Source organism: Mesorhizobium sp. M0808, assembly GCF_040320025.1.
Taxonomy (GTDB): domain Bacteria; phylum Pseudomonadota; class Alphaproteobacteria; order Rhizobiales; family Rhizobiaceae; genus Mesorhizobium.
This window is the reverse complement of the sequence record NZ_JAMYOX010000001.1, coordinates 301,075-313,440: the sequence shown is the minus strand read 5'-3', so window position 1 is coordinate 313,440 and position 12,366 is coordinate 301,075. Positions and strand designations below refer to the sequence as shown.

Below are 12,366 nucleotides of genomic sequence, written 5' to 3'. Positions count from 1 at the left end.
TCAGTTCGATGCTTGCGCCTTCAGCGCCCGCAGGATGCGCTCCGGCGTGATCGGCAGCGTATCGATGCGCACACCGACGGCGTCGAAGACGGCGTTGGCCACCGCCGGGATTTGCGGGTTGGCGCACATTTCGCCCGGCCCCTTGGCGCCATACGGCCCATCCGCCGAGGGCCGTTCCAGCACGATGATCTCGGTTTCGGCAAGATCGCCCGGTCCCGGCATCAGATATTGGTTGAAATCGGTGCCGCCATGGTCGCGGTTGGGATAATAGGGTTCGGTCGTCTCGTAGAGCGCATGGCTGATGCCCATCCATGAGCCGCCGACGAGCTGCTGTTCAACCATTTTCGGGTTCAGCGCACGGCCGATCTCAAACACGTTCTTCACCGTCAGCACGGTGACCTCGCCGGTCTCGTCGTCGACTTCGACCTCGGCCACCGTGCAGGCATGCGCATAGCAGGTCGACGGCTTCATCGCGCCGGTTTCCTTTTCCGGATAGGAGCGCGGGATCAAAAACATGCCGCGGCCGGAAATCGAACGGCCGCGCTTGAAATGCGCCGACAGCGCGACATCGAAGATCGAGATCGATTTCTGCGGCGCGCCCTTGACCAGGATGTTGCCCTGGCCGTCGGTCTCGAGATCCGACGCGTTCACTTCCAGCTCCTCGGCCGCTACTTCCAGCATCACCTGGCGGGCTTCCCTGGCCGCCTGGATGACGGCGTTGCCGGCCCGGTGTGTGCCGCGCGAGGCGAAGGTGCCCATGCAGTGCGGGCCGGTGTCGGTGTCGGCGGTGTCGACGACGACGCGGTCGGTCGGCACGCCGATCGTCTCGGCGCAGATCTGCGCCATGATCTGCTTCATGCCCTGGCCGAGATCGACGCTCGACAGCGTTACCATGAAATTGCCGGTCGGCGTCGAATGCACCAGCGCCTGCGTCGGGTCGCCGCCGAGATTCATGCCGGTCGGATAATTGATCGCGGCAACGCCGCGTCCGCGCCTTATCGCCATCTCAAACTCCCTTCGCGTAAGACGACATCGCCATGAATTTTTCCGCTACCGGCCAGCTGGCGGCGCGCGAGGCTTCCTGCATGCACTCGATCAGCGCCGCGCCCTCGGTCGGCTGCCGATGTGCTTTCATGTCGCCGTCACGATAGGCGTTGATGAAACGGAATTCGAGCGGGTCCATGCCGATCAGCCGGGCGAGCTTGTCCATCTGTACCTCTAGCGCGAAATCGCCAATCGTCACGCCGAAGCCACGCATCGCAGAGGACGGGGTGCGGTTGGTGTAGACGCAGTAGGTGTCGATCCAGACATTCGGGATCGTATACGGGCCGGGATAATGCCCCGCGCCCTTCTGCGCGCCGTAGGGCGAATGGCGCGAATAGGCGCCGGCGTCGGTGTAGCCGGTCACTTTGCGCGCGACGATGCGGCCGTCGTTCATGACGCCGTCCTTGATCAAGACTTTCTCGGCGGCGCGCGGCGAGGAAATCTGCATCTCTTCCTCGCGGCTGTAGATAAAACAGACCGGTCGTCCTGTTATTTTGGCGCCAAGGATGGCGATCGGCTCGACGATGACGTCGACCTTGCCGCCAAAGCCGCCGCCGACAGTGCCGCCGACGAAATGCAGCTTGTTGCCGGGCATCTGCAGGATGATCGAGGCGTTATCGAGAGTGAAGAACATCGCCTGCGTGTTGGTGTAGCAGGTGAAGCGGTCGTTGCCCTCCGGCGCGACGATGCAGCCGGTCGTCTCGGTCGGCGCATGCTCGATCGGTGAAGACTGGTAGGTCTGTTCGAGCACGTGGTCGGCTCCTGTAAAGCCTGCCTCGACATCGCCGAAGCGCACCTTGCGGCATTCGCCGCTGTCGTAGAGGTAATAATTCCGGCCGTGATATTCGTTGACGATCGGCGCGCCGGGCTTCAGCGCTTCGTCCATGTCGAAGACGGCCGGCAGCACCTCGTAATCGACCTTGACCCTGGCGGCGGCTTCCTGCGCGGCGCGCTCAGTCTCGGCCAGCACCGCCACCACGGCCTCGCCCTTCCAGCGCACCTTGCCGTCGGCCAGCACCGTCTCGTCCTCCGGCCCGATCTGGATCAGGATCAGGATGGTGTAGACATTGTGCGGCACATCCTTGGCGGTCAGCACCTTGACGACGCCGGGGTGCTTTTCCGCCTCTGACGTATCGATGCTGCGGATGCGGGCGTGATGATGCGGGCTGCGCACCATCTTCAGGTGCAGCATGCCGGGAAAATTGCGGTCGGCGAAATAGGCGGTCTTGCCGGTGACATGGCCGGGCGAATCCGAACGCGGCCGCGGCTGGCCGATCTCGTGCAGATCGTCCTTGCGCTGGTCGGCGAAATAGCTCTTGCGGAGTTCCATTTTTCTAACTCCCCTCAAGCCGCGTTCTGCGAATTGGAGCGCGCAGCGCTCAGCACTGCCTGGATGATCGGTTCGTAGCCGGTGCAGCGGCAGATATTGCCGGACAGTGCCTCGACCACATCCTCGCGGCTGGGGTTCGGGGTTTGGTCGAGCAGCACCTTGGCGGCCATGATCATGCCCGGCGTGCAGAAACCGCATTGGGTGGCGAAGGCGTCGAGGAAAGCGCATTGCAGCGGATGCAACACGCCGCCTTCCGCCAGCCCCGTGGTCGTGGCAATAGTCGCGCCATTGCAGGTCTCGGCCAGCGTCAGGCAGGAGAGCCTGAGCTCGCCGTCGATGATGACCGAGCACGCGCCGCAAGTGCCCTGGTGGCAGCCGCCCTTCGGCGAGGTATCGCCGATCTTGTCGCGCAGCGCATGAAGCAGCGTTGTGCCGCTGTCGATGAATTCGGCCTTTTCGGCACCATTGAGCGTGAACTGAACCGGGACCTTTGCCATCTTTTTACTCCTTGCGCCGCAGCCAGGCGGACATACGCGCCACGGCTTTCAGGCGAGCAGCAGCCGGCCGAGATGGACCGGCAGGACTTCGTTGCGATACCAGGCACTGGCGATCGGATCGGTTCGCGGCGAAGTGCCGTCGCGGGCAACAGCCAGTGCCGGTGCGATGCCCTCGCTCGTGAGTTCCCGGCCAATCAGGGCCTTCTCCGCCGCCCTGGCACGGATCGGCCGGTCGGCCATGCAGCCGAGCGCGATCCGCGCGGACGACACAGTGCCGTCCGGTGCGTGCTCCAGCACGGTCGCGATGCTCAGCACCGAAATGCCCTTTGGCTTGACCCTCGACACTTTCAGGAAGCGAAAGCCGCCTTCTTTCGGAAGCGTGAAGCCGACCGCAGTGACGATGGCGTGGTTGCTCTCGCGTTTTGCGAGGAATGTCTCAATCGGCAGCTCGCCGTCATCGGTGCTGACAGTTGCATCCAAAGCCAGCAGCGCAACGGTGAAATCGCCGTAAGGCGTTGGCGCGAAGAGATTGCCGCCGACGCTCGCCATGTTGCGGATCGCCGGGCCGCCGACAGCGCGCGCGGCGTGGGCAAGGGGGGTGAGATCCGAGTGACGGGCGACCGCCGCCATGGTCACCGAAGCGCCGATGCGGACCTCGCCGCCGGAAATGCGGATAATTGACAGCGCCGGTTCGGTCGACCGGATGAAACCGGAGATCGACACGTCGCCTTCATTGGCGGCGCGCACGACCAGTGTGCCGCCACCGAGATAGCGGGCGCCGGCGGCTTTCAGCGCCGCGCCGGCGTCCTTCACCGTCGCGAAAGTCTGCAGTGCAAGCGCCATGGAACGCTCCCTTTTTCGGGCTTAGTCCGTCATTCAACTCTGGCCGGCAAAGTGGTTCTTCAGGGCGTTGAACCCGCCCTGGAAAACATTGGCGCCCATGCCTTCGGCCAATTTATCGGCTTCCTCGGGAGCGGCGTCGAAGCTGGCGGTCCATTCGGCATAGGTGCGGTCGCCGTCCGTCACCCGCCGCAACTGCAGCGTCGACTTGTGGTTGGTCAGCGGCTGCGGCGTCTCCAGGATGGCGTAGCTGACGAGGAAGTTCTCGTCGGAGAAATCGAGCAGCTTTTCGCGGAGGCGGGCGCCGCTGGCGAGCTGGAAATTGCGCACGCAGCCGATCGTGCCGGCATCCTTGCCGTCTTCGATATGGCTTTCGACCATGCGCGGGTGCCAGGTCGGCAGGCCGTTGAAGTCGCGTATGCGCGCCCAGACCTTTTCGACCGGTGCGTCGATGACGCTGGAGATGGTGACTTTCGCCATATGATCGTTCCCTTGCAAATCAGCTGCTTGGGAGGGTAGGGCGGCAGGCTCGGCAGCGCTTATCAATGCGTCTTGAACGCCTATCAAATAGTCTGAAAAAACGGGCGCTCAGCTGATCGCCCGCGCCGCCTCGCGGTAAAGCGTCGGCGGGACTCCGACATGGTCGCGGAAGAAGCGCGAGAAATTGCCTTGCGTGGTGAAGCCGAGATTGCAGGCGACCGAGATCAGCGGCTCCTGCGACCACTGTAACTGCCGCACCGCTTCCTCCATGCGCAGCGTGTTCCAATAGACGTTGGGCGTCAGATTGGTCTGTTCCTTGAACAGCGCGAAAAAATGCGGCCGCGACAGGCCGACGCTGCGCGCCACGTCGTCGAAGCAGATACGCTCGCAGACATTGGCTTTCATCAGCTGGATCGCCTTGCGGACGCGGAAGTCCTGCATGGTGTTGACGCGGGCGCGCACCGTCTGCGGTGCGGAGGCATCGGCGGCGTCGAGTACGCTGTCGATGAAGCGCTCGATCTCGTAGTTGGCGATGTCGTCGATGCTCTCATTGTCGCTGAGATGATCGAGGAGGTTGGCCGCTGCCTTGTGCAGCCAAGGCTCGAGCGTGATTGCCGGGGCGGAGAACAGCGGCGCGGCGGAAGGCAGCTCGCGGCGCCTTCGAGCCCAGTCCGGGTCGATGTAAAAGGCGAGGAACAGGCCAGGCGTGCCGTCGCGGGACAGAGCGTGGCTGTGCGGCTGGAAGGAATTGATGCCGGCGGCAGTGCCCGGTCCAAGCCGCACCGTCTCACGGCCGATGGTCATCTCGCCGGCCGTGCCTTCCAGCCAGATGATGATATGCGCCTCGACATGGGCATGGGTGACGAAGTCGCTGGCGACGTTCAGGACAGAAACATGTCCGAACCGGCCCCAGTAGAGCCTGATCGCTTCCGTCATGGGTATATCCTCCCGCAGGCGACTGGCCTCCCTTCGCCTGCTGCGAGCGATTGTGCGGCTCAGTTCGGGCTTGCGTCAAGACGGATGTGCACGTCCGGGCGCCGGCCATGCGCCGCAGCGGCGGATTTTCAGACCCGGCGATAGGAGCGCGTCCCCTTCTCCCCCTGTGGGAGAAGGTGGATCGGCGCGCTAGCGCCGAGACGGTTGAGGGGTGTTGGAAGAAATGAGGCGATGCCAAGCTGGAGCACCCCTCATCCGTCGCCTTCGGCGACACCTTCTCCCACAAGGGGAGAAGGGGGAGGCTGCGCTTGAACGTCAGTCGTTGCGCCTGAAATTGCGGATGCGGTCGAACAGCACGGCGAGCAGGATGGCGCCGCCGATGAACACGCCTTGCCAGAAGGCATTGATGCCGAGCAGGCCGAGGCTGTTGCGGATGACCTCGATCAGCGCCGCGCCGACGACCGCGCCGAAGGCTGTGCCCATGCCGCCGGCCAGGTTGGCGCCACCGATGACGGTGGCGGCGATCACCTGAAGCTCCATGCCGTTGCCGAGATTGGTGGTGACCGCGCCCAGCCAGCCGGTCTGGATGATGCCGGCAAGGCCAGCCGCCATTGCCGAGATCATGTAGACGACGACCTTGATCTGGCGCACCGGAACGCCGGTCAGCGTTGCCGCATGCTCGTTGCCGCCGATGGCGAAGATGTGCCGGCCGAATTTCGTCCAGCGCAGCACAAAGCCGGTGATCAACGCCAGCACGATCATGTAGAGCACCGGATTGGCGATGCCGAACACCCAGGCGCCGCCGCCCAGCGCCAGCAGCTTGTCGTGATCCGGCCCGAACTGGAAGACGACGGTGTTGTTGGAGGCGACCATGGCTAGGCTGCGCGCAATCGACAGCATGCCGAGCGTCACCACGAAGGGCGGAAAGCCGAGATAGGCGATCAGAACCCCGTTGAAGGCGCCGATGATCAGCGCTGTCGCGATCGCAGCGCCAATGCCGATCTCGATGCCGTAGCCGGCATGCATGGTCACGGCCAGCACCATCGAGCACAGGCAAAGCACCGAGCCGACCGACAGGTCGATACCGCCGGTGATGATGACGAAGGTCATGCCGAGCGCGACGATGGCGACGAAGGTGACGTTGCGGGTGATGTTGTAGAGGTTCTTGGTCGTGGCAAAGGAATCCGTGGCCACCGACAGGAACAGGCAGGCGAGGATGACCGCGATCACCACCCAGAAGGTCTGGCTGGCAAACACCTTGCTCAGCAAGGTGTGCTGCTTGTGCGCGATCGTCTGATCAAGGGTGACTGCCATTATCGACCTTTTTTACTCATGGTTGAGGCGTCAATCATACCTGTTCGATGGCGCCGGTGATGAGCCCGGTGACTTCTTCCGGCGAACTCGATGCGATCGTCTTGTCGGCGACCTTGCGGCCGCGCCGCATGACGATGACGCGGTCGGCGACGTCAAAGACGTCGGGCATGCGGTGGCTGATCAGCACGACGGCGATGCCCTGGTCGCGCAAATGGCGGATCAGGTTCAGCACCTCGGCGACTTGGCGCACCGAGATCGCCGCCGTCGGCTCGTCCATCAGCACGATCTTGGCCTGCGACAGCATGGTGCGGGCGATCGCCACGGCTTGCCGCTGGCCGCCCGACATTTGCTTGACCAGGTCGCGCGGGCGGGTTTCGGATTTCAGCTCGGCGAAGATCTGGCCGGCACGCTTGTACATCGCGGCATAGTCGAGGATGCGAAGCGGCCCGAGGCCGCGGCGCAATTCACGGCCGAGATAGACGTTGGCGGCGGCCGTCAGATTGTTGCACAGTGCCAGGTCCTGATGGACGATTTCGATGCCGTGCTGGCGCGCCTCGACCGGCTTGTGCAGGATCAGCTCCTTGCCGTCCATCTGCATCGTGCCATGGCTCGGCGGGAAATTGCCGGCGATCATCTTGACCAGCGTCGACTTGCCGGCGCCGTTGTCGCCCATCAGGCCGACAACCTGTCCGGCCTCGATCGACAACGAAACGTCGTTGACCGCCTGGATGGCGCCAAAATGCTTCGAGATGTTGGTGAGTTCGAGAACCGCCACCAGCCTTCTTGCCTCCCCGTGCTTTGCGGCCTGCGGTTCTGCCGCGGCCATTCGCTCTCCCCAGTTCCTCCCGGAAGCAGCGATTTTGCCCATTTACGCATAAGCCTCCTTGGCGTCAACCACGGCTTCTTTCGAAAAATCAGTTTTGTAGGACAAATAGCATTGACGTCGGTGACAAGGCGATATTAGCTAAGTGTCGGAGGAGCTTGCGCCGAGCCCCCGGGTTGCCGGAAGGAATCGGTGAGGGTTTGTCGGTCAGGGATTTGGTAACCAGCGATATCTGTCGGTGCCGGTCTGAGACTGAATATGAAAATGCTTATCGACCTGGCTTGGCGACACGAGTGCGACGTCCTCTGTCATCTTGCTCCGGGTCGGTCTGTGTGTGGCGGGCACGCCGTGTCCGTTTGTTTCAAAGGGAGGACTGACATGAGGAAATCACTATTGCTCGCTGCCGCCGCCGTCATGGCGCTGGGTGCCGGGCCGGCTATGGCCAAGAAACAGCTCGTCATCGTGGTGAAGGGTCTGGACAATCCATTCTTCGAGGCCATCCACCAGGGTTGCGAGAAGTGGAACAAGGAAAACGCCGACTCGGAATATGAGTGCTTCTACACCGGACCGGCATCGACCTCGGATGAGGCCGGTGAAGCCCAGATCGTCCAGGACATGCTGAGCAAGCCCGATACGGTGGCAATGGCGATTTCGCCATCGAACGCGCCGCTGATCGCGCAGACGATCAAAAGCGCCAATCCGTCGATCCCGATCATGACCCTCGACGCCGACCTCAGCAAGGAAGATGCGGCGCTGCGCAAGACCTATCTCGGCACCGACAATTACCTGATGGGTCACAAGATCGGCGAATACATCAAGAAGGCCAAGCCGAATGGCGGCAAGATCTGCACCATCGAAGGCAATCCGGCCGCCGACAACATCCTGCGCCGCGCGCAGGGCATGCGTGACGCGCTGTCGGGCAAGGACGGCCTCGCGGCGCTGGCGGGCGAAGGCGGCTGGACGGAAGTTGCCGGCTGCCCGGTGTTCACCAATGACGACGGCGCCAAGGGCGTGCAGGCGATGACCGACATCCTCGCCGCCAATCCCGATCTCGACGCCTTCGGCATCATGGGCGGCTGGCCGCTGTTCGGCGCTCCGCAGCCCTACCGCGACCTGTTCAAGCCGATGGCCGACAAGATCGCCAGCAACGCCTTCGTCATCGGCGCCGCCGACACGATCGGCGACGAGGTGGCGATTGCCCGTGACGGGCTGGTGACTGCACTGGTTGGCCAGCGGCCGTTCGAGATGGGCTACAAGGCACCCTCGGTGATGATCGACCTGGTCGACGGCAAGCCGGTCGCCGATCCGGTGTTCACCGGCCTCGACGAATGCACCAAGGACACCGTCGACACCTGCATCCAGAAGTAGGTTCGCAGTTTCGGGGCGCCCGTCGGGCGCCCCGTTACGCATCGTCCATACAAACGCACGAGGCGACGCTGCTTTGGAGCGTAGGCCGCTGCCTTGTCGTGCCCTGAGTTCAGGCTTTCGACAAGCAGTTGCCGGGGAATACCAATGCCGGACGCGACATCAAAAAAGCGACCCGCCAAATTCAAGGCAGAGCCTGGGCGGCCGGCCGTCGTTCGGCGTGCCGATGCCGCACACTTTCCCGGCTCGAGCGTGCACGCCTCGCTCGCCAACGAAATCGGGCTGAGGATCGTGCGCGGCGACTATCCGCCGGGAACCATCCTGCCCAACGAAGCCAAATGGTCCGAGACCTTCGACGTCAGCCGCTCGGCGGTGCGCGAAGCCATAAAAATGCTGATGGCGAAGAGCCTATTGGCGTCACGCCCGAAAATCGGCAGCTGGGTCGAGCCGAAGGAGCGCTGGAACCTGCTCGATCGCGACGTGCTGGCCTGGTATGCGACCTCGCCGGACCGCGAGGTGTTCCTCAGGACCGTGCAGGAATTCCGCCACATCATCGAGCCGGAGGCCAGCGCCTTTGCCGCGATGCGACGCACCGACGAGCAGATGGCCGAGATCAGCCAGGCCTGCCGCGAGATGGGCGAGGCGACCAACCTGCAGGAGCGCACGCGCGCCGACACGCGGTTTCATCTCGCCATCCTGCGGGCCTCGGGCAACGATCTGCTGGTGCCGCTCGGCGTGCTGATCGAATCGGCGCTCGACCATTTGTTCCAGTTCGTCACCCGCGAGACCAGCGATCAGCGGCGGGCGCAGGCACTGCACGAGGCGATCGAGAAGAACATCCGCCTGCAGCGACCGGCTGCAGCCCGTGCCGCGGTGCACAGGCTTCTTGCCAACACCGACGACGTTATCGGCCGGTCGCGGCGGTGATTTATGCGCCAGGGCTGGCGTTGCTCCGAACGATTGCAAAACTCGCCTTCCTTCGCGCCCCTCTCTGTCCTGCCGGACATCTCCCCCACGAGGGGGGAGATTGGATGCCACTTCGGCTTTCGCTGATCATCAACGCTAGGCAATGAGGGCGGCGACCTCGGGTGGGAAAGGAATTCGGACTTTTTGCCGTCGCAGCTATTTTGTTCTTGCTTTGTGCCGGCAGCTATGCTACTAATTTCGGTATGGTGCTAATTGGCTCCAACGACCCGCCTCCCGAGGCGGGTTTTTTGTTTCTGGCGTTGCGCGTGCTGCCGATACCAACGTCGGATGGAACCCATTCTGCCCTGCCGGACATCGCCCCAACAAGGCGGGGCAATCGCATAGGGAGTTCCCCTCATCCGGCCGCGGAGCCTGTCCTCGGGCTTGCCGGAGGCAAGACCCGTGGGCGGCCACCTTCTTCCCGCTGGGGAGAAGAGGCTGACGCCGGCGCTGGCGACCTCCTCTCCCCTCGGGGAGAGGTCGGATTGCCCCGAATTTCCCTTTGGAATTCGGTTGGCAATCCGGGTGAGGGGGCACCTGCCTACATGCGATTGCACTGCCTCAGGGGAGGTCGGCAGCTTCGCCAGTGGCGCTTACGCCTCGGAATGAAGTGAGCTTGCGTGGCAGAGAGCTGATCGGCCGCCTCAGATCGTCTGCTTCTTGCCATCCCTGGTCGGCATCAGGTCGACGCCGTTGACCTTGCCGATATGCGTCGCCAGCATCGGCACATACTGGTCGGCGGGGCCGGCCGCGAAGGCGCCGACGAAGGCGTTCTTGGTGGCGTTGCCGAGCGGGTTGGCGATGCCGGCAGCACCCGCCATGGACTCGAGATAGGTGAGATCCTTGAAGGCATTGGCGATGGTGAATTTGTGCGCGTCGCGGTCGCCTTCCAGCGTCCAGCGCATGAAGGTCTGGTAGAAGCCGCAATCCATGCGGCCGTTGCGGATGACGCTGTCGAAGCGCGGCGGCGAGATGCCGACCTTCTGCGCCAGCGCCAGCGCCTCGGAATAGATCGCGGCGTAGCCGAGCGAGATGAAATTGTTGAGCAGCTTCATGCGATGGCCGTCACCGGTGTCGCCGATATGGACGATGCGCCCGGCCCAGGTTTCGAGCACCGGCTTCAGCCGGGCAAAGACCGCGTCGGGCGCGCCAACCATGGCATCGAGCGTGCCTTCCCAAGCCTCCTTCGGGGTGCGGCTGAGCGGGGCATCGACATAATCGACGCCGAGCGCCTTGAGCTCGGCGGCCAGCGCCACCGTCGAAACGGGATCAGAGGTCGAGCAATCGACGACAACCGATCCCGGCTTCAGGCCTTCGTTGAGACCGCCTGGGCCGCGAATGATGGCTTCGACCTCGCGCGAGCCGGTGACGCAGATGAAGACGATATCGGATGCCGCCGCGACGTCGCGCGAGGTTGCCGCTTCCCTGGCGCCGCGGCCGAGCAGGTCTTCCGCCGGCTTGCGGTTCTTGCGGCCGAGAAACGTCAGCGGATAACCCTTGTCGACGATGTTCTTCGCGATCCCATGCCCCATCAGGCCAAGCCCGATGAAGCCGATCTTTTCGCTCGCGGCGGTCGTGTTCATTTCGTTTCGTCCTATTTTGCAATGATGGATGACGGCGGTGCGCCTTGCCGGCGAATTGTTGAAGCGGGTTTTTGCCGCATGCCATGGCAGGCGATTGCAGAGTTCGGTATTGTCTGACAATACACATGAATCTTAGGGAGAGCAAAATGACGAAGCGGATCATGTTCACCGGCGGCAGCGGCAAGGCCGGGCGCCACGTCGTGCAGTATCTGGTCGAGCAGGGCTGCCAGGTGCTCAACATCGACACCAAGCCGCTCGACAATCCCAAGGTGCGCACGCTGATCACCGACATCACCGACAGCGGGCAGGTGTTCAATGCGCTGTCGAGCTATATCGGCCTGCATGAATTCGACCCTTCGCTGCGTACGCAGCCGGTCGATGCCGTGGTGCATTTCGCGGCGATCCCGCGCATCATGATCACGCCCGACAATGAGGTGTTCCGCATCAACGCGCTCGGCACCTACAACGTCATCGAGGCCGCGGTGAAGCTCGGCATCCGCAAGGTGGTGATCGCCTCCAGCGAAACGACCTACGGGCTGGTCTTCGCCAACGAGCCGCGCAACCCGACGCATTTTCCGCTCGACGAGGAGTACGACGTCGACCCGATGGACAGCTACGCGCTGTCCAAGGTCGTCAACGAGAAGACGGCGCGCGCCTTTGCCCTGCGCAGCGGCTTCGACATTTATGCCTTGCGCATCGGCAACGTCATCGAGCCGCACGAATATTCGCTGTTTCCGAAATGGTTCGCCGATCCAGGTTTCCGCAAGCGCATCGCCTGGAGCTATATCGACGCGCGCGATCTCGGCCAGATCACGCTGCGCGCCATCGAAAAGGACGGGCTCGGCTATCAGGTGTTCAACGCGGCCAACGACGACACCTCGTCCGATCTGCCGACAGCCGAACTCCTGAAGCGGTTTTATCCCGATGTGCCGGTCAAGGGGGAACTTGGCGAATACGAGACGCTGCTCTCCAACCGCAAGGCACGGGATATGCTCGGCTTCCGGCCGGAGCACAGCTGGCGAAAATATGTCAAGACGAGCTGACGGGCGCAGCTGACGCGATGGCGGCACTGGGCCAGCCCCGACGCGAGTTGAGAAGGGCTCTGTCGTCTCGACCGACGAACTCATGTCCTATGGGTTATAGAGGGTGACGGGTACAAGCTCGGCACCGTGAGGCACTGCAAAAACA

12 protein-coding genes are annotated in these 12,366 nt (G+C 63.3%); 3 read left to right on the top strand and 9 right to left on the bottom strand.

Annotated elements, in window-relative coordinates; all coding sequences use genetic code 11:
* The 8 genes from NKI25_RS01490 to NKI25_RS01455 all read right to left on the bottom strand — a co-directional run bounded on the left by NKI25_RS01490 (position 1) and on the right by NKI25_RS01455 (position 7,216).
* A complete protein-coding gene (locus NKI25_RS01490; protein WP_337145651.1) occupies positions 1-1,005 on the bottom strand; it encodes a xanthine dehydrogenase family protein molybdopterin-binding subunit in 1,005 nt (334 codons plus the stop codon).
* A 1-nt stretch (position 1,006) separates the two neighbouring features.
* Positions 1,007-2,374, bottom strand: coding sequence for a xanthine dehydrogenase family protein molybdopterin-binding subunit (locus NKI25_RS01485; RefSeq protein WP_352997863.1), 1,368 nt, complete (start codon positions 2,372-2,374; stop codon positions 1,007-1,009).
* Between the two features lie 14 nt (positions 2,375-2,388).
* Entirely contained in the window at positions 2,389-2,871 is a 483-nt protein-coding gene (locus NKI25_RS01480; RefSeq protein WP_023675800.1) for a (2Fe-2S)-binding protein, read from the bottom strand.
* A 48-nt stretch (positions 2,872-2,919) separates the two neighbouring features.
* Positions 2,920-3,714, bottom strand: a complete 795-nt coding sequence (locus NKI25_RS01475) for an FAD binding domain-containing protein (protein ID WP_352594154.1) — start codon at positions 3,712-3,714, stop codon at positions 2,920-2,922.
* Positions 3,715-3,747: 33 nt separating this feature from the next.
* Positions 3,748-4,191: an SRPBCC family protein gene (locus NKI25_RS01470; protein WP_023675802.1), complete on the bottom strand. Its 444-nt coding sequence runs from the start codon at positions 4,189-4,191 to the stop codon at positions 3,748-3,750.
* 108 nt (positions 4,192-4,299) lie between these two features.
* Complete coding sequence (locus NKI25_RS01465) at positions 4,300-5,127, bottom strand: AraC family transcriptional regulator (protein WP_352589810.1); 828 nt, start codon at positions 5,125-5,127, stop codon at positions 4,300-4,302.
* 315 nt (positions 5,128-5,442) lie between these two features.
* A complete protein-coding gene (locus NKI25_RS01460; RefSeq protein WP_352453761.1) occupies positions 5,443-6,441 on the bottom strand; it encodes an ABC transporter permease in 999 nt (332 codons plus the stop codon).
* Between the two features lie 34 nt (positions 6,442-6,475).
* Entirely contained in the window at positions 6,476-7,216 is a 741-nt protein-coding gene (locus tag NKI25_RS01455) for an ATP-binding cassette domain-containing protein (protein ID WP_023675804.1), read from the bottom strand.
* A 426-nt stretch (positions 7,217-7,642) separates the two neighbouring features.
* Here NKI25_RS01455 and NKI25_RS01450 point away from each other — a divergent pair, with 426 nt between their 5' ends.
* Positions 7,643-8,632, top strand: coding sequence for a sugar-binding protein (locus NKI25_RS01450; protein WP_352997861.1), 990 nt, complete (start codon positions 7,643-7,645; stop codon positions 8,630-8,632).
* 144 nt (positions 8,633-8,776) lie between these two features.
* Positions 8,777-9,556 (top strand): FadR/GntR family transcriptional regulator, encoded by a 780-nt coding sequence (locus NKI25_RS01445; protein ID WP_023675806.1) that lies wholly within the window; start codon positions 8,777-8,779, stop codon positions 9,554-9,556.
* A gap of 683 nt (positions 9,557-10,239) precedes the next feature.
* Here the strand turns inward: NKI25_RS01445 and NKI25_RS01440 are convergent.
* Complete coding sequence (locus tag NKI25_RS01440) at positions 10,240-11,178, bottom strand: NAD(P)-dependent oxidoreductase (RefSeq protein WP_352997859.1); 939 nt, start codon at positions 11,176-11,178, stop codon at positions 10,240-10,242.
* A gap of 146 nt (positions 11,179-11,324) precedes the next feature.
* Here NKI25_RS01440 and NKI25_RS01435 point away from each other — a divergent pair, with 146 nt between their 5' ends.
* Positions 11,325-12,221 (top strand): NAD-dependent epimerase/dehydratase family protein, encoded by an 897-nt coding sequence (locus NKI25_RS01435; protein ID WP_352757266.1) that lies wholly within the window; start codon positions 11,325-11,327, stop codon positions 12,219-12,221.
* Positions 12,222-12,366 lie beyond the last annotated feature (145 nt).